This window comes from Oceanobacillus bengalensis (genome assembly GCF_003628445.1).
Taxonomy (GTDB): domain Bacteria; phylum Bacillota; class Bacilli; order Bacillales; family Amphibacillaceae; genus Oceanobacillus; species Oceanobacillus bengalensis.
The window spans coordinates 1-22714 of record NZ_RBZO01000006.1; the positions used below are offsets into that span (position 1 = coordinate 1).

Genomic DNA, 22714 nt, shown 5'->3' on the forward strand with positions numbered 1-22714 from the left:
ATTTATTACATAGAATTGAATGAATTGGATTAGTTGGAACGCCGTATGCGGTGAAAGTCGCACGTACGGTGTGAACAGGGGGAAAAGGGAGCGATAACTTCAAACCCTTACCTATCTGTATAAAGACGGATAAGCACATTTTTTGTAGAATATTTAAAAGGCAGCATTGTAAACGGAAAGCTTCTTCAAACAAATAAACGTTTTTCACAATTGAAAAATAGTCAAAAGGATTGGATTGTGAAAGAACTTTATAAACTTTATCACAATAAAATGAAAGAAAGACGTACAACAAGAAAACTGCCTCTTGAACAGAGAGAGATAGTTATTTTATCTCTCTACGATCAGATAGAAAGGAAAGAAATTTGGATTCCATATGATGAAGTTAGAAAATACGTATTTAGTAAAATTACAAAGATAGTAAAATCTTTTGAAAACAATTTCCTGAGTTGTATGTTAAATTTGAAGCCGAGCATGCCAAAAGATAAGAAAAGTATAATACGAATAAAAGCAACGGTCCTTTCTAAAAGAAGGCTAAGCACTTTTTCTTAATGAAACGTCCTATTTAATTAGGGAAGTGACAACGCCTTTCCTATTGGATTTGACCATGAATAAATACTTGGAGGTGGATTAAGTGAAGTTAGACGTAAATAAACCTCAATTAACCATCATGGGTGTTAGATTTAACAATCAGAAAGACTTTAGAGGAGCGCTATACGCAATTAGTTCGAATATGATTGAAGGATGGCAACCTACTAAACAAGATGTAGAACAGGTAAAGCATTATCTGGTTTCAAAACATAAGAAAAAACTAGGATGACTAGGAAAAGATACATACTGTTATTTCATCAGATGTATTAGAAAGTATTGGAGTTAACTATGAAAATGGCGATACGATTTATGAAGCATATGCAATCGGAGGAAGGATTTCTTATCGTGATTTTTGTAGGTAACTTGTTATTCTATCCTTTGTTTCCACTATTCAATTAACGGATTGCGTTAGAAGAAGATGAACATTCGTAAATGAACTAACTTAGCAGAAGAGTGGAATTAAAAGAAGGAGAAGCTAACATTATTTGTTGCATTTCTTTCTGCAACCATTGCTGTAAATGATGTAACGATAAGAATTTCTGTATTAAGAGGATAATTTCTTTGGTACAAAAGGGTTGTATCCGATGGAATACTTAATTAAGTCTGCTACATGACAGCATCTCATCCAGAAGCCGTATCATATATGATACGGCTTCCTTATTTCTTTTTCAAGAAAGGATATGAAAATACTAATCCTAACAGATATACAATGACTAAAAAGTAAACGGGAAGTAAATGTGTAAAAGTTGTATAGCCAATATAAAAATGTGTTCCAATCCCTGCTATAAATGCAGGCAATGCTCCTAAAGCTAGTGTATTCCAAACCCATCGTTCCCCTTGTCTAAATCCCCACAAAGAAAGCATTAGAACAAGTAAACCAACACTCACAAGTGCACTGCCAAATCCTGCCCGGTCATGTGCGATAACAGGAATCAAATTGCTACTAATATTATCTAACATTTGCGGTGACATACATAGGAAGCTTAAGTCAGTTGATACAAAAACGTTAGTTACACCTATTGTGGAAATAACGATACCACCTACTACTAACAAAAATCCTAGTGTAATAAACATGAGCTGTCCGTAAAGTCCGTATTGCCACGCCCTGTCATTCTTTCCATGACTGGAATATGGGGTGTATGTGGCTGTTTTCCCTTCCTTAATGCTATAAAAATAGATTGGCAGTAAGATAAGCCAAAATAAAGCGTGTAGCCAATCAAAGTAACCGAAGCCGATGAAAAGTAAAATACCGAGAAAACCAACGATTGCTGCACTGTGAAAAGCAATTTTCGCCCAATGCATGCCATATTTAATTCCGTGCCTTGCAAGCTGGATATACAAGATTCCTCCAGATATCATTGTTCCAGCTAGCGCCATCCTATCATGTGACATGAATGATAGAATCAGTGGATTGATTTGTATGATGTCAGCGCTTGTTAGTCCGATAAAAGCCTCGTCATAAGGGAGGATTATACTCGTCAATGCAAAATATAAGGCAATGATGCCTCCAATTAGTATCGCGAGACCAAACAGAAATGAGCCGTGGCTTTTTTGTTTTTCAATAGGCCGAACTTCTTCAAATAATAATCGTTCATGAATTCGCTTTGGTAATCCAGGCCCCGCTTTTACATAGCCTTCTGTTAATATGAGCAAATCTGCTCCAGTATGAACTAAAGTACAAGCCTCATTTGGTGTCTCCACTCCACCAGAGGTTATGACGGTGAGCTCAGGGTTCAGGTTTTTAACCTGTTTTACCGTTTTAGCAAGGTATTCATTAGCATTTGCTGCTTCATGCCAATAGCTGTCCACTGTCCTTCGAGGGGCATTTATGACAATACCACCAAAACATGTATGCTCAATAAACTTCTCCAATTCACGTACTTTTTCATTCATTTCATCAGCGTGAAAAGATACATAGAAGGAATTTTCCAAATGTCTTTCACTTTTCGCTAAATAAATTTGCTCACTTGTTACGATAAAAGCGTCGACAAAAGGTGTTAAATGATCGACAATCATGTCCCATTCGTTTCTTTTTACATGTGTGTCTATCCTAGCAAAAATAGGAATCTGGATATGCAGGTTTGTTAATTTTTTAATTGCTAGTTTAAGAGGAACCTTTTCTTGATGATTAGCAAACAGAATGTGATTGTTTTCCCTTTTTGGTTCAGTTTGTTCTTTTGGTTCGTTTAACACGATTGGACCAATTTCTATAAATCCGAAGCCTAACTCTTGGAAGGCGTTCATACCTGATAAATTAGGATCAATATGGCCGCTTAACCCAGTAGGAGAGGGAAACTTCATATGATTAATTTCCTTGTGTAACTCCTGTGGGGGAGCCATATGTCCTAAAAAACCAACAAGACCCCGACCACCAGGAATGGATGCGATAGTATTCATCGATTCATGAATAAACTCGCGACTTTTTTTCGGCCTCATTTTATCTAGGAGAAGTTTTTTTAGTGGATGATAGGACCAATCTGGCATAAACAACACCTTCTAAAGTAATGACTCTACCTCTTTTTACCATATTATTGAAAAATTTACAATAATCATTCCTGCATCCTCCATTTGGAGTCACAATCTTTGAAAACCCACTGATATAAATGCTACGATACTTGTACAGAATAACAGGATCAGTCGAAATATAATTTGAAAAGGGGTTCTTATTATGTCAGACAATTTTTATGCAAAAGAAAACACAAAAAATTTGTCACAATTAAAAGATCTTGCACCAGAACAATTACAAGCTTTTACAGATTTTAATGCAGCTGTTTTTAAAGATGGAGCACTATCCATTAAGGAAAAGGAAATCATTGCAGTTGCCATTGCACATGTAACAGAGTGTGCTTACTGCATTGACAGCCATACCAAAAAGGCGAAAAAAGCAGGAGCAGCATTGGAAGAATTAGCAGAAGCTGTATTTGTCACAGCAGCAATCGAAGCGGGTGGTGCAGTTACTCATAGTACACATGTACACAATGCAAAAGAAACAGATGCTTCAGATGTGCTATATGCCCGCTCTAATTTGAAACATTTGGGTCAATTAGGCAAGTATGCGAAAGAAGGCTTTAAGGGCTATGCTGCATTTAGTGCCGCTGCAACAAAAGCAGGAAAGCTAAGTGCGAAGTTTAAAGAAATTATTGCTGTTGCCGTTGCAACCGCCACACAATGTCCGTATTGCATTGACGTCCATTCGAAAAATGCAGAGAAAAATGGAGCAACAAGTGAAGAATTAGCGGAAGGTATTATGGTATCATCTGCTTTAAGAGCTGGTGGAGCTTATGCTCATATGATTAATATGATTCAGAGTTATCAAGACTAGGAATGGTTTTGGTTTAGATTGTGTAGAAGACTCTGATCTACTAGTTATTACTTGAAAATAAATAATCTTTGAATTATAATTTTTGTATAGACCGTGGAAAGCGGTCAACCATCAGCGTGGTGGTACTACAGGGAGTAACCTACACAAGTTTGGTCGGCAGGGTAGGTTACTTTTTCATGTCTATCAACGTAACCACTAGTGTGATGAATAGTACAATGAATGTGGTTGTTGCCAAATCAAAGTCATTATTCACGTTCATCACCCCCTTTGCTGATGGGGGATTTTGAACGCGCTACCCTGGTTGGTCCAATTAGGCTTCTGAAGATGGGCATTGACAAATAGATTACTGGTAACTTATACTGTAAATAATTAATTGAATAGTTCTCCTAAAGGGGAGTAGCTTTTACAACAGAGTCGTCATTTCGGAGGGTTTCATTCTCCCGGCTTTGTTGGCAACGATTGTTGTTAGCAAGACCTTTACCTATTTTGGTAAGGGTCCTTTATCTTTTTTTGAAGACCTTTACCATGTCTGGTAAAGGTCTTTTTGTATTGATGGCCTGATTCAGACGAAATGAACTTTCAAATAATATAAATTTTTTTCGGCAAAGGAGTGAAAAAGCATAGAAGTCTCTTGAATGTAGCAAAGTAATTTATATAGAAAACGTTAGGAACAAGCTTGAATGAAGATAATATAGAAATTAATGGAGGAAAAAATAATGGAACTGACAATTTTAATTGAATATGGATGGGTTTTGCTACTATTAATTGGTCTCGAAGGCTTGCTTGCAGCCGATAATGCGCTTGTTTTAGCGATTATGGTGAAGCACCTACCAGAAGAAGAAAGGAAGAAGGCACTCTTCTATGGGTTGGCTGGTGCATTTGTTTTCCGTTTTGGTTCACTATTTATCATTTCTTTCCTTGTCGATGTTTGGCAAGTACAGGCGATTGGAGCCTTGTACCTTCTATTCATCGCCATTAATCATATTGTTAGGAAACTTTTCTTTAAAAAGAAGGTAGACAATATTGAACAAAAACCAAAGAAAAAATCTGGTTTTTGGGGAACTGTTATTAAGGTTGAGCTTGCCGATATTGCTTTTGCGGTAGACTCGATTCTTGCAGCGGTAGCCTTGGCAATGACGCTTCCAAACACGAATCTCCCGCAGATTGGTGGGATGGATGGAGGCAAGTTCCTTGTTATTCTTACCGGTGGGGTGATTGGATTAATCATTATGCGATTCGCTGCTAACTTATTTGTAACATTGCTTCAATCGAGACCAGGTCTTGAAATTGCAGCATTTGCTATTGTAGGCTGGGTTGGTGTCAAACTTGCTGTATTAACGCTAGGACACCCAGATATTGGTGTTCTACCTTATGACTTTGCACATTCTACTGAGTGGAAACTATTCTTCTACACCGTTCTAATTGGAATAGCTGCAGCTGGATGGTTCTTGACGAAAGAAAAGAAAGCACGGGAAGTAGAGTAACTTTTAGGGTAGTGGGGGAGAAATATCCCCTAGCCCTAAAAATTTTCATGCAGAATTATTAAAAATATAGTTAATTAAGGCTTTGCTGTCGAGTCTTTCAACTAGAAATGCAGAAAAAAACGGAGCTACAGGTGAAGAATTAGCGGAAGGTATTATGGTATCATCTGCTTTAAGAGCTGGTGGAGCTTATGCTCATATGATCAATATGATTCAGAGTTATCAAGACTAGGAATGTTTTGGTTTAGATTGTGTAGAAGACTTTGATATACCAGTTATTACTTGAATATAAATAATCTTTGAATTATTATTTTTGTATAGACTGTGGTAAGCGGTCAACCATCAGCATGGTGGTACAATATGCAGTAACCTACGCAAGCTTGGGTGGCAGGGTAGGTTACTTTTTCATGTCAATTTAAGTAACTATTAGTGTGATGAATAGTACAATGAATGTGGCTGTTGCCAAATCAAAGCCATTATTCACGTTCATCACCCCCTTTGCTGATGGGGGATTTTGAACGCTACCCTACCTATACAATTGTGCCTAAAACTATAATAACTAATAGTTTCCTATTTTACAATTATTTGGGCAAATATACTGGTAATCCTCAGTTTCTCTTGAGTACTTGTGTCAAGTTCTACGAGTGACAGGCACCTGTTATAAAACCTTTGCGTCTATTTTGGATGCAAAGGTTTTTTGGTTATAAATGGCTTTGTCGAACTTTGAAACGTATAATTCTTTCAAAGCTATAATGCAAAATATATAGTGAATTTAATGACAACTTTACACAAGACTAAGAACCAAAGGAACAGGTACACTGGTCCAAATTCTGCTTAATAATGAACCATAGTACCTGTTCCCTTGGTCCGAGTCTATTAGAAACTCACCTTTACTTTTCAATAAAAAGTGCTATAATAGTATTAATTAAATATAGGTTATCAAGAGTGAACGAGAGTACTGGCTCATTGACTTCACAGCAACCTGCCATGTGGTAAGGTGCTACAACCAGCAAAGCATTGCTTTGAATGATGACGAACGGCTAAAGGCTCTTTGTTGTATTCATGTGCAATAGGGAGTCTTTTTTTTGATTCGTTTCTTGAGCAATAAAAAACAAAAATGAAGGAGATTAGGATGATGAACATTAATGGAATGGCAAGAGGTTATATGGCAAAAAAACTGGGTGGAGAAGATTTCCTGCTACATGTTGGAGAATGTGTGGAGCGGCAATTAAAGGAATGGAACGATAGGTATAAGGTAAATATTATGAAGCTTGCAGACTATGAATTTGTTGTAATATACGAAGAAAAATATTATCATGTGCAACTTACCAAAGAGGAGATAGAATTACTTCAGAAGCAAAGCCCGTACGCACTTGACCGCGAAATTTGGAAAGAATTAGAGAATCAGGGACTTGTGATTGTTAGAGGGGTTGGGAATTATATTGAGAGGGTTTTGTATTGATTTATCCACTTTTATTATTTATAATATTGTTATTATTTTACCATAATACAAACTATTTGAATATTTGTCTTTTATCTATCAACAAAGAAAGGAGATGAGTAAGTGGAGGTTTCTTTCTCTCCTTTAGGTGACACAGCTGTGGTGATAGAAGTTGCGGATGCTATCACACCAAAGGCGAAAAGTGATGTACAAATTCTATCTGCTTGTTTGGATCTAAATTCTCCTGAGTGGATGCTTGAATACGTTCCAGCATATACATCGGTAACTGTATTCTATGACCCTTTGAAAATAACTAGAAATAATACACTGCCATATGAAATCGTATGTAAAGAAATTAGAAAAATGTGTAACACACTGAAAGGCTATGAAGATCCTGTATCTCGTACAATCAAAATTCCAGTCTGTTACGGCGGGACATTTGGACCGGATTTGGATTTTGTGGCGAAACATAATGGCTTGTCCAATCAAGATGTGATTGATATACATACGTCGGGTGAATACACGGTGTACATGATTGGGTTTGCTCCTGGATTTCCTTTTCTCGGAGGCATGTCAGAGAGGATTGCTACACCTAGGCGAGAATCACCCAGATTATCGATTCCTGAAAGATCCGTTGGTATTGCAGGAATGCAAACGGGTGTATACCCGATTGAAACACCTGGTGGCTGGCAGTTAATTGGCCGTACGCCAATTCGACTGTTTCAAGCCGAAAATAAGATCCCAAGTCTGCTCCGGGCTGGGGATAACGTTGTATTCTTTTCCATTAATCAAAAGGAATATCTCAACTGGAAGGAGTAGAATACATGATACATATAATCAAACCTGGTCTTTTAACGACTGTACAAGACTTAGGTAGGTATGGCTACCAGAAATACGGGGTTATTACGAGTGGAGTAATGGATCACTTGGCACATCGGATTGCGAATTTATTAGTAGGAAATGAAGAAAAGAAAGCGACACTAGAAGTAACGTTAGTAGGTCCTGTTATTCAATTTGAAAAGGATGCACTGATCGCTCTTAGTGGGGCAGATTTATCACCAACGATTAATGGTAAGCCTGTTCGAATGTGGCGTACACTATTTGTAAAAAAAGGGAGTAAGTTGAAATTTGGTAGATGCAGGCAGGGTTGTCGCACATATATAGCAATTGCTGGTGGAATTAATGTACCAAAAGTAATGAATAGTCAATCGACCTATTTACGTGCCGGTATTGGTGGCTTCGAGGGAAGAGCACTCGAAGCAGATGACCGGTTGGTAACAGGTGAATTGAGTCGGCTTTCAAAAGACATAACTAGCATTATTACTGAGGAAGTGGATGATGAGGCAAGTGAATTGGATTGGTCGATTGCAACAAGCTTTATTTCTACATATTCCAGCGAACGGTACTTGATACGAACAATGGAAGGGCGCCAATTTGATTTGTTTGATGAAACTAGCAGACAAGTATTTTTTGAAAACGAATTCAAAGTAACTACACAATCTGATCGAATGGGTTATCGATTAAAAGGGGCAAATTTGCATGTAGCAGAAGCAGGTGAGCTTATTTCTGAAGCGGTAGCATTTGGATCTGTCCAAGTTCCATCAGATGGTAATCCAATTATATTACTTGCTGACCGCCAAACAACGGGTGGATATCCAAAAATAGGTCAAGTTGCTACAGTTGATTTTTCAAAACTTGCACAGATGAAACCAGGAGATAAACTACGCTTTAAAAAGATTACCCATGAAGAAGCACAAGTGCTTTATTTGGAACAGGAAGAGTCGATTCAACAACTAAGACAAGGCATTTTATTAAAAGCGAGGCGATGAACATGACATATGCGGTTGATTTGAATTGTGATATAGGAGAAAGTTTCGGTGCGTATAATATGGGAAATGATGAAGCGATTTTAGATTACGTCACTTCGGCGAATATTGCCTGTGGATTCCACGCTGGGGACCCTGGAACAATGCGTAAAACAGTCGAACTTGCGCTTGAAAAAAATATAGGAATTGGTGTCCACCCAGGCCTACAGGACCTTGTAGGTTTTGGGAGAAGAGAAGTAGCAATCTCTCCAGAAGAGGCCTATGACCTCGTTGTTTATCAAATTGGTGCTCTCTCTGCATTTGTGAAAGCTGAAGGAGGAAAACTTCAACACGTAAAACCACATGGAGCATTGTATAATATGGCAGCAAAAAGCGCGTCATTGTCTGGAGCAATCGCTAAAGCTGTATACAAAGTCGATTCGAATTTGATTTTATTCGGGCTCGCTGGTTCCGAATTAGTTAAATCAGGGGAGACTATTGGACTACGTACGGCACATGAAGTGTTTGCAGATCGTACCTATCAGACTGACGGAACACTTACATCGCGTCGTAAGGACAATGCGTTAATAACCGATGAGCAACAGGCAATTAACCAAGTGATTCGTATGGTGAAAGAGAATATAGTGTCAACTGTTCAGGGGACAGAAATCCCTATACAAGCACATACTATTTGTATTCATGGAGATGGACCAAAGGCTCTAGATTTTGCCAAATCAATTCCACAAGCATTAAGAGATTCAGGGATTGAGGTGAAGAAAATAGGTGATAGGTTTAAATAATATTAGGAAGTTCCGGAAGAATTTTGTTCAAAGGATTGTAGGTTCATAGGATCGTTTTTTTCAAAATGAATAACCACCTTTACTTTTCAATGAAAATTGATATAATAGTATTCATTAAATATAGGTTATCAAGAGTGAACGAGAGTACTGGCTCATTGACTTCACAGCAACCTGCCAATTGGTAAGGTGCTCCCACCAGCAAAGCATTGCTTTGAATGATAACGAACGGCTAAAGGCTCTTTGTTGCAATCATATGCAATAGGGAGTCTTTTTTTGATTCGTTTCTTGAGCAATAAAAAAATAAAAACGAAGGGAATTAGGATGATGAATACGAATGGATTAGCAAGAGGCTATATGTCTAAAAATAAGAGTGGAGAAGATTTCCTACTGCATGTTGGAAAATGTGCTGAGCGCCAACTAAAGGAATGGGACGACAGGTATGAGGTAAATATTATGAAGCTTGCTAATTATGAATTTGTTGTAATAGGGGAAGAAAAATATTATCATATGCAGCTTACCATCGAGGAAATCCGGTTACTTCAGGGAAAAAGCCCATATGCACTTAATCAGGAAATTTGGACAGAATTAGAAAATCAAGGACTTGCGATTGTTAGGGGATTTGGGAATTATGTAGAGAGGGTTTTATAGGGGGAGGCAAATGTTATACTGAACTTATATTTATGGAGAGGCTATGTATCCAGAAATTCTCGATGATTTTGTAAGATATTTAAGACAAGGAGAAAAATATTATTTTGGTAACACAATTGACTACCATTATTAATGAAGGCCAATGATGAAATTATAATATATTTAGCGTAAAAAAAGCGCATTATTCCACCCCCTTAAATTATTTGACAACCAAAAAGACTTCCACCGTATTTCCTAGAAGGTGGAAGTTTTTTTGTAAAGTATTTATGGTAATATAGAACTATAATATTAATATATTATTTAATAATATAAATAATCACACAGAAATAATTACAGAAATACATTTGGGGGATAAGAATGAGGAGATACTGGAACTTTCCTGCTGCAACGGGTGGAATGATTAATTCTATAAATAATGCAGGACTTGAAACATTTAGAGGAAATGCGCTGGATTCTTTAACGAGAGAGATATGTCAGAATTCGCTAGATGCCGTGAAGGACACGACTAAACCAGTTGTCGTTGAATTTAAGCGTTTTACTACTAATATTAATCAGTTTCCAAATAAGGAAGAATTAATTCAAGTCTTCGGGTTATGTGAAGATACTTGGCGTGGCCATAATAAGAAAAGTGAAGATTTCATTAAAGAAGCATTGAAAGTTATGAGTCAACCAGAAATGAGCTTTTTGCGAATCAGCGACTTTAATACAAAAGGATTAGAAGGAGCAAGGGAAGGAAAACTTGGATCACCATGGTCTTCGTTAGTAAAAGAAGCGGGTTCTTCCAATAAAGATGAAAGTTCAGGTGGGAGCTTCGGAATTGGAAAATCAGCTCCATTCCTAAACTCGAATCTGCGAACATTATTTTACTCTTCGTATGATGTTACTGGCTATAAATCTCATATTGGTGTGGCAAATATTATGTCATTTCAAAAAAGTGATGATCAAATTACTTTAGGAAATGGTTATTATACAGATAATGAGAACTCGACTGCAATACAAGGTCAATTACAACTAGATCAGGAGTTTCATAGAGAAAGTACAGGAACAGATATTTATGTTTCGGCCTTTGAACCGAAAGATGTTTGGGAAGAAGAAGTGAAAAAGTCAATTCTATTTAACTTCTTTATTACTGTTTTTCAAAAGAAACTAGTAGTTCGTATTAATGATTTAGAGGTAAACGATCGTAATATTGTAAAGCTTATTTCAGAACTCGAAGACAATGATGAGAACCAAATCTTAAAGAACTATTTTGAACTACTGACATCCAGCAATACGGTTAAGATTCCTTATCCTGCCAAGCGTTATAAGAAGGGGCCCTCCTTTGAAGAAGGCGAAGCAGAATTGCTGTTGTGCAATGGTGAGGATTTAAATAGACGTGTATTGATGACCAGAAAGACAGGAATGCGTATCTTTGAACAGAAAAATATTAGCGGAAGTATTTCTTTTACCGGAATATTGATGATTACTGGAACAAATATGAATAACATATTCAAACAAATGGAAAACCCCGCACATAATGAATGGTCGCCTGAACGATATGAAAAAGATCCAAAGTTAGCGAAGAAAATATATACTGAATTAAGGAAGTTTATTCGTGATACTGTTAAGAGCCGGTTTCAAGAGCAAATAACAGATGAAATGGATGCAGTTGGTTTAAGTGATTTCTTGCCAAATACGAGTCTTGACTCTGGTCAGTCAGTGAATAAGACGGAGTCACTTAACTCGACAATTAAATCTATTGTTACCAAAGAGGTTAAGCAAGAAACAGAGCCAAAACCTCGACGAAAAGGAAAAGATACCAAAGAAATAGAAGAACAGCTTGTAGGAGAGTTTGGAATCACACCATCGGGTAACGAAGGTGGTAGTATAGGTGAAACGCAGAGTAGCGGTGGAGATGCCAGTGCTGGTTCGGGTGTAGATGGTGCTGGTAATAATGAATTAAATCCAAATGAAGTAGGAAATACAGATAAAAAACGAGAACGGAAACCAAGCAAATACCCCGTTCAGATGGATCAAAGATATGTATGCATTGATAAAGGCAATGGAAAATATCGATTTGTCATTTCACCGAAAAAGAATCTTGAAAGTGCGCGCTTAGTATTTCGTGTTGTTGGAGAACAGAGTAATTATGATTTACCAATCAAACAAGCAGAAACAGACGATAGGAATGTTACGGTTGAAAAATGTAGCTTAAATACTGTTTATTTACATTCCCTAAAGAAAAATGAGCGTTTCATGCTGAATGTGGATATCGATTACTCCGACTATTGTGTAATGGAGGTTGAACTCTATGAAAATTAATACTTCCTATCCATATCCAGTACTTTATATGAATAATGACGACTATGTCCGTTCGGCTTTTCGAACAGATATCGCCATTCATGAAGCTTTTGGTGAAGTGAAGATTCATGTACAGTATAACTTAGAAAATGAAGTGATGGAAAGATTGATAGAGAAAGAGCGAAGTGTTTATTTGATTCATGTGGAATGTGCACAGACGAGTTTTCGCAATGTCTATCGGACCACAAAGAATGAGTTGGAAGTTTCTATTCCGACCAAGAAGCTGCGTGGGAAAATAGATATTCATTCTTTCGTTATTGCAAATGAACGAATCGAAGGCTACACGAATCCATCATTGAATGAATGGTTCCAAGGTATTGCCCTAACGTTTGAAAAAGGGAATATTCTTGCGATTGGTGATGCGATTGAAACCACACTATATGAGGAAAACTTGGAGATGTTAGATCTCCCATCTATTGCGAAGGTAACGAAATCATTGAAAAATGAATTTATGGAAGTAGAACTAAATTCAGATATTATTACGATTTCGCTTCCAGCATATGAATATAGCCAGTACGCAATGAATGCGAAATCAAATTTAAAAGATACGATTCTAGCAACAGTAATTTTGCCAAGCTTAGTCTATGTGTTCACGAAGTTAAATGATAATCAAGAGGATTTAGAAGAATATACGTGGTACCAAGTTCTAGATAAGATATTTGCTGATAATAACCATCGAATAGAAGACGTTGGTAGTGATTCATTGTCCGCACTTAAAGCAGCACAAATGGTACTCCGAAAACCACTGAAAGCTAGCTTTGAAGAAATTGAAAAACGAAATAGAATGGAGGATTAATGCCATGAAGCTATCGTTTATTTCAGATGAGACGTTGATGGATTTACGTACGAATTATGAAGCATACAAAGAACATTACTATTTAAAAGATAATGATTGGTTTGATACGTATTTTAAGGAGCCAGGTAGAGTAATCGAGTCAAAAATTGAATTTGACATGCCCGAATTTAATTACGATGAAGACTACACAATTAGTGATAGGGAAAACGTGAGAAGAATCTATGAATCTCTAAAGCATTTAACCGTTTCACAAGCGACACAGGAAAGACTTTGGACAGGTCTCGCACACTTGCAATTAAGGGATTTTGCGTATTATCGATTAAGAAATGAATTGCAAGATAAGAATGATAAGCGGATAAATACAGGAGTGTTCTTTAAAAACGGGAAAAAGAGATCACTCTTCGTCCATATCATAGCTCGATTATGGTGGGTTGGATACATGACCCATGACGAAACAAATAAGGAGAATCCGTATTGGTTAACTGACTTTTTCTGTGAAAAAGATTTCTCTGCAAGGTGTGTAGTATTTTTCTCTAGCAATCTAACATCCAACCCTAACGTTGCAAAAGGAGTTCTAAGAACATTAGCTAAATGGCAGGAAAACGGAATTGCGATAAAACGTGATCACTTTGTTCAAGCGAATAAGTATTTAAATGTTGTTGGTGGTGCAATGATATTAGATGTACTTACGATTGAGGAAGTTGAGGAGATGGTTGATGGTTATTTGAGGAGGTATTATGGGGTTGATGAAGGAAATATGGTTAAATTAGGAATAACTCCATAGATAGCAAGGCTTCTGCGGAAGTATCAATTGGATGATTAAAAATCACTTGCTACACTAATATCTCCCAAGTCTAATCTTAATTTTATAAGTGTATAATTGACATATAGGTGGCAAAGGAGCTACTCTCTTATGTTCTTATTTTTAAATCATGCAGGATTTTATAATTTTTTGTCGAAATAAGCTGAAATAATGTAGTGTGGGAATTTCCCATTTATAGGAAACCATATGTTAGATAGTTAATTTATAACTAAATTAATTTTAAAATAGCTTAAACAAAAATATCTAGTATATTTATAAAGACATAATTTAAACGAGTTGGTGGAAAATTGATGAAAGAAGTACGTAGTTGGTCAAAGCCATACCTAACAAATTTGATTGGGAGGAAAAAGGTTGATTGGTCTATTTTTAAATATGGCACAACTATTCCTAAGGAGTTCCAAGTAGATTTCACAACCGCTAATGGTGACCGTTCGATTAAGCTTGGAGAAAATATTCCTATAGAACTAATTTATAACGATGAATCATATAAAGTTTATTTAAGACATGTTAATAGAAAGGAATCTAATGGTGGTGGAGTTTTACAACTTCGGTATGATCATAACGCACCTTTAAGAGAATTATTAGAGAAAACCTTTTCAACTACATATCAATATTTAAGTGAAAATAGGGATGGAAAAATAAAAAAGCAAACACCTATTCCAGAAGAGTTGACAGAGTACATTGATTTTTATCAAACAGGTGAGCCATTTGTTTATAAAATGGAGTTTCAAACTAAATCTAATATGGAACAGTCTAAACCCACTTTTTGGTGGGTTAATCAAGGTCAAACGTATAACCAGGAAAAGAGTGGAGGTTATCTTTGGGCACCACAACAAAATAAACAAGGAAGAGCATTGCCACATCACGTATTACTTTTAGAACCAAAAGTCGGAGATATTGTTTTTTGTTATTCGTCATTAGAAGTCAAATCGGTTGGAGTAGTAAAAAAGGAAGCATATGAAGCTGCAAAGCCTACAGCAATAGCAAGTCATGATTGGCAGCGAGACGGCTATTTTTTAGAATTGACTTATTATGATTTATCGCCAACCATTCGAAAAGATGAAATTCCTGAGGAGTGGAGATTAAAAGAAAGTGGTCCATTTGACATTAACGGAAATCTAAAACAAGGATATTTCTTTGAACTGTCAAAGGATTTTGCAGGAAAAATATATAGCTTATTTACTGAAAGATTTGCTGCGGAGGTTAAATTGAAAATGGAGGGGTATCAGCCTAATCACGAAGGTCCAGTAGTAAAAGAAAATCCTATAAAATACTTTTCAAATAGAGAAGTTATTGATCATATTTATACATACATAAAATCAAAAGGCTTCTACTACAGAAAAGAGGAGGTTATTAATCTCTTCTTATCTCTAAAAACAAAACCTTTTGTTATTCTTTCAGGTATTTCTGGTACAGGGAAAACAAAAATGGCTCAATGGTTTGCTGAAAGTGTCGGTGCAACAGAAGAAAATGGGCAGTTTTCCTTGATTCCAATTCGTCCCGACTGGAATGATGGGTCAGATTTACTAGGGTTCATTGATATTAAGGGTGAATTTAAGGAAGGACCCTTAACGAAGGTTATACGTGATGCAAATTCGCACCCCGATATGCCATACTTTGTTTTATTAGATGAAATGAATTTAGCACGCGTAGAATATTATTTTAGTGATATTCTCTCTGTTATGGAAAGTAGGAAATGGAAAGATGGAAAAATCGTGTCGTCAAATTTATTAACGAAGGAAACAGCAGGAATTGAACTTAAATTGCCTGATAATCTTTATATCATTGGGACTGTCAATATGGATGAAACGACTCACCCATTTAGTAAAAAAGTATTAGACCGAGCTAACACAATCGAATTTAATCGGGTGAAACTTGATAATCTTGCCTTTTTAAAAGATTTAGAAGAAAAAGAACCAGTTGTAGTTGGACAAGAAGTCTTTGCTTCCAGTTTTCTACATTTGAAAGACGTGTTTAAAAAGAATAATGAACTAGTAGAACAGGTAACGAACGAGATAGTTAAAATGAATAGTGCTCTTCAATTAACAAATGCACATGTTGGCTATCGTGTTCGAGATGAGATTTGTTTTTATATGGCTTATAACGATCAAGGAAACTTATTGAAATTTGAAGAAGCATTGGATCATTGTATCCTGCAGAAGGTATTACCCCGTATATCCGGTAGCGATCTACGAGTAGATCAGTTATTACGAAATTTATATCAACTATTTACTAATAAACAATTTGAAGATGAAATGGATACTATAGAAATCGATGCTAATAATGCTATATATCCTCAAAGTGCTGCTAAAGTTGCGGAAATGCTTAGGAGGTTAAAAGAAGATGGTTTTACTTCCTTCTGGGTTTCGTGAGGATGTGGAATTAGTTCATATTGAAACTACAGATTTTTCCCTGGTTATTAAAGGTAAACCATTTCATGAACGTTATGAAGGATTAAAGCAATACCGATCCATGGACTACCATGATGTGATGGAATTTGCTGCCAACGGGGATAACATTCAGGAATTGAAGGTATATGATATCAATCAACAACAACTTATGGAGCCATCATTATTACGACCTATCTTTTTTGAGAATGGGATCTATCAGTTGTTAGTTATACCTAAGAACAATAAAGAGTTAACTTTCTATCATGAACACCCACTGTTAAGGCAAGCAGTTTCTCCAATGAAAATTGGGAATCAGCATATATTGACCGGTAATCTGCAATTTCAAAATGAGGTAGGTTTTACAACATTTGAAATTCGTTTTGGTAATGAAAAATTATTAGAAGTAACCTTAGAGATATTTCCATCTAAGCTAGATTATAAAAATGACTATAAAAAGTTATTAGAGGAAGTCAATGATGAAATATACAATTTGGCATATCATTTTATTCGTAAAACATATTTAGGTGCTAGGGTAAAGCTCGAAGGAAAGCCTTCAAGAAGTGAATTCTATCGTTTGATTAGTCATCATTTTCAACAGTTCTTGCAAGCGATCTCTCGTTTAGAACGGCAGCCTCACCACAAACTAGAAAAGACATATAAAAAGGCAAGAGGAGATCAAATTAGAAAGCTTGATTCCAAGAGTCGTAATTATTTACGAAAAAGAGCAAATTTATTTGTAGAGGTTGAAAAAGGAATTAAGTTTGAATCGAAACAACTGATGCCAATGAAAGGTTTACGTATTAAAAAAGAGCTTACCTACGATACAAACGAAAACCGTTACGTGAAATGGATGATGCAAAGATTAATTCATAAGCTCACAGATTTGTTAAATTCAATTCGAAGTATAAATAAACGATCTCCTATTGATCCCGATTTGGTTAAAAGAATTGAAAAGATGTTAAACCAGCTTCAAACAAAATTAAAGCAAACCTTTTGGAAAAATATTGGTAAATTGGATCGATCGGTGATGAGTTTAGTACTAGAAATGGCACCAGGATATCGTGATGCATTTCAGATATACCTAACCGTGTCTAAAGGGCTAGTACTTCAAGGAAAAGTATATCAAATGTCCGTTAAGGATGTTGCAACTCTATATGAATATTGGACTTTTCTTAAATTAGGGCAGATAATGGGCCGAAAATATACGTTAATGAGTCAGGACATCGTGCAAGTAAATCATGAAGGGCTTTTTGTCAATTTAGAGGCAAATAGAATGGCAAAAAGGGTTTATCGGCATCCAATTACAAAAGAGGAGATTGTCTTAACTTACCAAAAATATGAAGGTAGATTACCTACGATTCCACAAAAACCAGATACCATGCTAAGTATTGAGAAAAAAGGAAAAGACTATACCTTTAACTATATTTTTGATGCCAAATATCGAATTGATTATGCTCAAAGAGATAGTTATTACGAAAAACGTTACAAAACGCCTGGGCCAATGGAGGATGATATCAATACAATGCATCGTTATCGCGATTCTATTGTAGCGTCAATTGACGGACCATATGAAAGAATAGCTTTTGGAGCATATGTCTTGTTTCCATGGTTTGACGAACAATCCTATGAAAAACATCATTTTTACAATAGCATTGATAAAGTAAACATTGGTGGCTTACCATTTCTTCCAAATGCTACAGCGTTAGTAGAAAAATTTATTGAACGATTAATTGATAAGAGTCCAGAGGAGATTCAGTCGGAAGGAATCCTACCACGAGGTAAACAAGAAGAATGGACCTCCAGTTTTGGTGAGGCAGTGTTTGTAGGTCTTGTTTCTAGTAAAAAGGAATATGATGAGTTTATCAAAGATAGATATTTTTCTATCCCTACTGAGAAATTGAAAAATGGTTGGCAGAAAGCTAAATATGTTGCTCTCTATTTGAAAAAGGGTGTACTACCAGAACATGGTGTTAAAGTCTATGGAAAAATTACAGAGTTAAAGCCAGGGAATATGCTTATGAAATTTAAAGTCGAAATCTGGATAAACCTTCCCAAGATTATTAAACCAGTAAATTATGGGATTTCTAGTTATATACTCACCACGATGAACAATTTAAATACTGCAATAGAGCTCCCTGAATTATTTATGAAGTCGGAGAATGAAATGAAAATATGGAGAATGCTTAGAAGGGTGTCCGACAGAATAAAATTGGACCTAGATGATACGGAATTGAACCAAGCTTCACAAATAAAGGAATACCGAATTAAAGACATTACTGTGCAAATGAAAAGACAGGAACATGAAGTAGTGTTTGTATCAGCACAAAAGACGAATGTCATTTCTGTTGATCAGTTAGAGAGGAATCCTTCAGGTATCTTCCGGATATTGGTTGAAATGATGGAAGCAAGTAGTACTATTTAATAGAGAATGCACTTAGTATCCTTTTAGGATTCTAAGTGTTTTTTATTACAAGAGTTCAAATGAGTCAATGAGCACAGGTACTATTTAATACTTCCTAAAAAATTCACCCAAATCCATTTTCAATGCAGTAACGTGTTTTCTTCATAAGCGTAACAATCCATTATTTCAACAATATTATTATTAATAGTAACTTGAATGATCATCGCTGCGTCTAGATAACCAATATTCCAATAGAAAAAAATTCCATCATCTATTTTTGATTCATTTTGAAATTCTAAATTGAAATATCCAATTTCTCCAAGTAACTTTTCAGCCTTCAATCTTATATCCATAAACGTTTCAGCTCCTTTTTCGTTACTCCATGCTTATCATTGAATTCGATGCAAATTCATACTTCAGTTTTCTATGATTGATAATTATACATTCTGATAAATTTTATAAACAACAAACCACCCCCAAAAGAAAAAAACAAAACCTTCCCAACCCAACTCCCCCCAAATACAATTTCTTTTCGATTGTAGTAGTGAAGGGAGGGAATTACCATGGAATGTTGCGCTATGAATGTAAAGGAAGTGGCTAGCTATATTGGGCTTGACAGGATTCGCGCGAATAATATTCTGCATTTACGAGTTGGCCGCAAGATTTTTTACAAGAGATACGCAGGTTCAATTTCCCAAGAGTGACAATGAACTTCCACTCGTAGTCCTGCTAGCAAAAATAATTTTAAAAAACTACCTAACTTCAAAATCCCTACAAAAAAATGAAAGGATGGAAACAATGAACACAACAGTTGATGAAAGGTCAAAAGCAATACTAATCGAATTTGAAAGAGAAGTCGAGGCATTTAACGAACGTAAGGAAAGGATTCCATTAACAGAAGCTGCTAGAAATCTTATGTATGCCCTATTGTTAATGCGATGTGAGGTTGGCTGGTTGGATAATTTCCAAGCTCACAATCACGTACTTCGTAACCTGTCCCGTCTACCACAGGCAGAACTTGAAAATGCGCGATTTGAATTACAAGCGTATGGGTTCATCTGCTTCCTTATGAACGGTGAAGAAACTGCGATTTACCAACTAATTACGTTCGTAGACTAACCGCTTTTCTATCCCAATAAAAAATTAAAACATATCTAACCCAACTCCCCCCAAATACATTTTCGTTTCGATTGTAGTAGTGAAAGGAGGGATAATTCATGGAACGATACACAATGACTGTAAAGGAAGTAGCGGATTATATTGGGCTTCACACGGACACCATTTATGATTTGGTACGTGAAAATAAGATTCCGCATTTTCGCATCGGCCGCAAGATTCTTTTTACAAAAGAAACAATCGACAACTGGGTTCTTGAACAAGTACGTACGAAGTCGGAACAATAAATTGGAAGGGGAAATGAAAAGTGAACTACATTAAAGAACTTAATTCATTTAGGGAGTGGATTATGCTAAATCAACTCCCATCAAATGCGATCTGTTTATGGCATACACTGCTTTCCATAAACAATGCAACAGGGTGGAAAACGAAATTTAACGTGCCAAGTGTAACGGTACGGCAAATGTCTGGATTATCGAACCAGCAGTTATCGAGAGCACGTAAGACATTGGTTGAAGAAGGAATTCTTCAGTATGAAGCTGGGAAAAAAGGAGTAGCACCTGTTTATCAATTGAATAGTTTCTACACGCTTAATCAAACATACAAAAGCCAATCTTCATCCCAAATTGATGATTCATTTGATACACCATCACATATCGAATCTGATGAACAATCTCAATTGCAAGACAAATCCGTTGACCAATCTGTTGAACATTCCAGTAAACAAAATGATACCAATTCTAGGAACATACTTAAACAGAAACAAAAACAAAAGAGTAGTAGTAGAACGCACGAGAAACAAAATCCTTTTACAATCTATGAACAGAATTTTGGCATCTTGAGACCAATTGCTAGGGAATCCTTTATTGCCTGGTGTGAGGATTTCGGTGATGATGTCATCATATATGCGATTGCGTTTGCTGTAAAACGTGGGGGGAGAACGTTTAGCTATCTGGAGGAAATTTTAAGAGAATGGGCAAATGCCAAGCTTGAAACGGTAGAGCAAGTAAAAGCATATGAAAAGCAAAAGGCTATGGACAAGAAGAATATTGTACCATACCTGAAACGAGATAAAGCAAATAATAAAATACTCTTTGATGAGTTAAGAGAGGAGTTGAAGATATGACTCCTAAAGAAGGTCTAGAAGTACTCGAAACCATTGCTGAGTTGTATCCGAAATTTGAAGTGACCAAGCGGAAAGTTAGAATACTGCTGCCACAATTTGAACAGATGGACTTTGAGGGTGTAATGAACAATTTATCTAATCATGTTGCAACATACGCTTATCCGCCAACAATTGCCGAGATTGCCGCTTACTTACCAGAGCCAAATAAACATCTAGAAGACTTGAAAAAATGGGAAGAAGAAGCAGCTAAAGTACCAAAAGAGGTGAAGGATTGTTTTAAAGCAGAACTCGCTAAACTTGTCGAGGAGAAAAGCAAATCATGAATCTGGAAAATTATGAAGCAGAAGCATCCGTACTCGGTTCCGTGCTCTTAGATGGAACGCTTTTTAAAGAATTGGAAGTTAATGCAGAGCACTTTTCATACATGGCGCACAAAAAGATTTTTCACGCCATGAAGAAAGCTTCAGATAAAGGAGAATTTATTGATGTGGTTGTTGTTACAACCTACCTGGGAGATGACATTTCTCAGGTGGGGGGAACAATGTATTTACTCCAAATGACGGAATCTGTAGCATCAACAGCTAGTATGAAACAGCATGAACGTCTGATTCTCGATGCCTATCGGCTACGGAAAGCGAGAGAGTGTGCCATCGATTTTATCAATGATGCGAGTGAGGACGCCTTGAATAATCTCGTAAAAAACGTGCAACACTATCGTGATTTATCTACGAGTAAACAAGAAAAGACTACATACGACTATTTGCTAGAAATTAGTCAAGACATAAGCAATCCAAGAGAAAAAGCTGGATGTCTAACGTCTTATCATGACTTTGATGCATTAACGGGAGGATTACAAAAAGGAGACTTAATTATTGTTGCTGCAAGACCATCTGTTGGGAAAACAGCCTTTGCACTGAATTTAGCTGCAGGCCACTGTAAGAATAACGGCTTAGCAAGCCTATTCAGTCTAGAAATGGGGACAAAGCAACTGCTACATCGAATGATTTCTTCTGAAGGGCGAATTAACGGAAGGAAGTGGAGATCGAATACTTTCTCTGATACTGATTTCAGAAATGCGATGCGAGCAATTGGTGTGATTTCGAATTGGGATATAGACATTTATGATTCGAAAAGAAGTTTACTAGAAATTAGGTCAGCGATGCGCAGAAGAATCCATGATAAACCAGAGGGAAATCATCTCGTTATGATTGATTATTTGCAGTTAATCAATCCGACAGCAAGACGGGAAAGACGTGATTTAGAAGTGGGGGAGATAACGCGTGAATTAAAACAGCTAGCTGTTGAACTAAATATCCCGATTGTTCTCCTTTCCCAGCTATCAAGAGGAGTGGAATCTCGAAATGATAAACGACCACTCATGTCAGACCTTAGAGAATCCGGTAACATCGAGCAAGATGCAGATATCATTTCCTTTCTATATCGAGAGGATTATTATAAAAAAGATACACTGAAAGGGAATAGAGTGGAGGTTATCCTTTCCAAGCATCGAAACGGGCCTACCGGGACAGTGGAGCTTCAGTTTGAGAAGGAGTATGGGAGGTTTGTGGATTTGGGCTGAAACGTGGGGGCGGGTTCTCTGTCCCAGAGTTGGGCGTGTGCCATTGGGACGTTATTCT

At 36.6% G+C, this 22714-nt stretch carries 20 protein-coding genes and 2 riboswitches; of the genes, 18 read left to right on the plus strand and 2 right to left on the minus strand.

Annotated features, from left to right (window positions below; all coding sequences use genetic code 11):
- Nucleotides 1-631: 631 nt before the first annotated feature.
- On the plus strand, nt 632-817 hold the full coding sequence (locus D8M05_RS05110) for a hypothetical protein (RefSeq protein WP_121129318.1): 186 nt from the start codon (nt 632-634) through the stop codon (nt 815-817).
- A gap of 428 nt (nt 818-1245) precedes the next feature.
- On the opposite strand, the gene D8M05_RS05115 is transcribed toward D8M05_RS05110, so the two are convergent.
- Nucleotides 1246-3072 (minus strand): dihydroorotate dehydrogenase, encoded by a 1827-nt coding sequence (locus tag D8M05_RS05115; RefSeq protein WP_121129320.1) that lies wholly within the window; start codon nt 3070-3072, stop codon nt 1246-1248.
- Nucleotides 3073-3256: 184 nt separating this feature from the next.
- On the opposite strand from D8M05_RS05115, the gene D8M05_RS05120 reads away from it, so the two are divergent.
- From D8M05_RS05120 to D8M05_RS05180, 12 genes are all read left to right on the plus strand, one after another.
- Nucleotides 3257-3910, plus strand: coding sequence for a carboxymuconolactone decarboxylase family protein (locus D8M05_RS05120; protein ID WP_121129322.1), 654 nt, complete (start codon nt 3257-3259; stop codon nt 3908-3910).
- Nucleotides 3911-4626: 716 nt separating this feature from the next.
- Nucleotides 4627-5394 (plus strand): TerC family protein, encoded by a 768-nt coding sequence (locus tag D8M05_RS05125; protein ID WP_121129325.1) that lies wholly within the window; start codon nt 4627-4629, stop codon nt 5392-5394.
- Between the two features lie 930 nt (nt 5395-6324).
- Nucleotides 6325-6427: riboswitch (SAM riboswitch) on the plus strand.
- Nucleotides 6428-6523: 96 nt separating this feature from the next.
- Nucleotides 6524-6853 carry a hypothetical protein gene (locus D8M05_RS05130; protein ID WP_183072703.1) on the plus strand — a complete coding sequence of 110 codons (330 nt, stop codon included), beginning with the start codon at nt 6524-6526 and terminating at the stop codon, nt 6851-6853.
- 102 nt (nt 6854-6955) lie between these two features.
- Nucleotides 6956-7651, plus strand: a complete 696-nt coding sequence (pxpB, locus tag D8M05_RS05135) for a 5-oxoprolinase subunit PxpB (protein ID WP_121129329.1) — start codon at nt 6956-6958, stop codon at nt 7649-7651.
- Between the two features lie 5 nt (nt 7652-7656).
- Nucleotides 7657-8661 (plus strand): 5-oxoprolinase subunit C family protein, encoded by a 1005-nt coding sequence (locus tag D8M05_RS05140; RefSeq protein ID WP_121129331.1) that lies wholly within the window; start codon nt 7657-7659, stop codon nt 8659-8661.
- 2 nt (nt 8662-8663) lie between these two features.
- The gene (locus D8M05_RS05145) at nt 8664-9437 is read left to right on the plus strand and encodes a LamB/YcsF family protein (RefSeq protein ID WP_121129333.1); all 774 of its coding nucleotides are present in this window, start codon (nt 8664-8666) and stop codon (nt 9435-9437) included.
- A gap of 122 nt (nt 9438-9559) precedes the next feature.
- Nucleotides 9560-9662, plus strand: a riboswitch (SAM riboswitch).
- A gap of 96 nt (nt 9663-9758) precedes the next feature.
- Nucleotides 9759-10085 (plus strand): hypothetical protein, encoded by a 327-nt coding sequence (locus D8M05_RS05150; protein ID WP_147405156.1) that lies wholly within the window; start codon nt 9759-9761, stop codon nt 10083-10085.
- A gap of 357 nt (nt 10086-10442) precedes the next feature.
- On the plus strand, nt 10443-12386 hold the full coding sequence (locus D8M05_RS05155; RefSeq protein ID WP_121129337.1) for a hypothetical protein: 1944 nt from the start codon (nt 10443-10445) through the stop codon (nt 12384-12386).
- Nucleotides 12376-13221: a hypothetical protein gene (locus D8M05_RS05160; RefSeq protein WP_121129339.1), complete on the plus strand. Its 846-nt coding sequence runs from the start codon at nt 12376-12378 to the stop codon at nt 13219-13221. The genes D8M05_RS05155 and D8M05_RS05160 overlap by 11 nt, the downstream gene beginning before the upstream one ends.
- 4 nt (nt 13222-13225) lie before the next feature.
- Nucleotides 13226-14005 (plus strand): DUF6339 family protein, encoded by a 780-nt coding sequence (locus D8M05_RS20380; RefSeq protein ID WP_245985201.1) that lies wholly within the window; start codon nt 13226-13228, stop codon nt 14003-14005.
- A gap of 329 nt (nt 14006-14334) precedes the next feature.
- Nucleotides 14335-16416 (plus strand): McrB family protein, encoded by a 2082-nt coding sequence (locus D8M05_RS05175; RefSeq protein WP_183072704.1) that lies wholly within the window; start codon nt 14335-14337, stop codon nt 16414-16416.
- Nucleotides 16388-18856 (plus strand): restriction endonuclease-like protein, encoded by a 2469-nt coding sequence (locus D8M05_RS05180; RefSeq protein ID WP_121129342.1) that lies wholly within the window; start codon nt 16388-16390, stop codon nt 18854-18856. The genes D8M05_RS05175 and D8M05_RS05180 overlap by 29 nt, the downstream gene beginning before the upstream one ends.
- 119 nt (nt 18857-18975) lie before the next feature.
- Here the strand turns inward: D8M05_RS05180 and D8M05_RS05185 are convergent, their stop codons facing one another.
- Complete coding sequence (locus D8M05_RS05185; RefSeq protein WP_121129344.1) at nt 18976-19188, minus strand: hypothetical protein; 213 nt, start codon at nt 19186-19188, stop codon at nt 18976-18978.
- A 445-nt stretch (nt 19189-19633) separates the two neighbouring features.
- Between D8M05_RS05185 and D8M05_RS05190 the strand changes: the two genes are divergently transcribed.
- The 5 genes from D8M05_RS05190 (at nt 19634) to dnaB (ending at nt 22656) form a co-directional block, all read left to right on the plus strand.
- Nucleotides 19634-19954, plus strand: coding sequence for a hypothetical protein (locus tag D8M05_RS05190; RefSeq protein WP_121129346.1), 321 nt, complete (start codon nt 19634-19636; stop codon nt 19952-19954).
- Between the two features lie 98 nt (nt 19955-20052).
- Nucleotides 20053-20238, plus strand: coding sequence for a helix-turn-helix domain-containing protein (locus D8M05_RS05195; RefSeq protein ID WP_121129348.1), 186 nt, complete (start codon nt 20053-20055; stop codon nt 20236-20238).
- A 20-nt stretch (nt 20239-20258) separates the two neighbouring features.
- A complete protein-coding gene (locus D8M05_RS05200) occupies nt 20259-21077 on the plus strand; it encodes a DnaD domain-containing protein (RefSeq protein WP_121129350.1) in 819 nt (272 codons plus the stop codon).
- Nucleotides 21074-21400 (plus strand): hypothetical protein, encoded by a 327-nt coding sequence (locus D8M05_RS05205; protein WP_121129352.1) that lies wholly within the window; start codon nt 21074-21076, stop codon nt 21398-21400. The genes D8M05_RS05200 and D8M05_RS05205 overlap by 4 nt, the downstream gene beginning before the upstream one ends.
- Entirely contained in the window at nt 21397-22656 is a 1260-nt protein-coding gene (dnaB, locus tag D8M05_RS05210; protein ID WP_121129353.1) for a replicative DNA helicase, read from the plus strand. Before D8M05_RS05205 ends, dnaB begins: the two co-directional genes overlap by 4 nt.
- Nucleotides 22657-22714 lie beyond the last annotated feature (58 nt).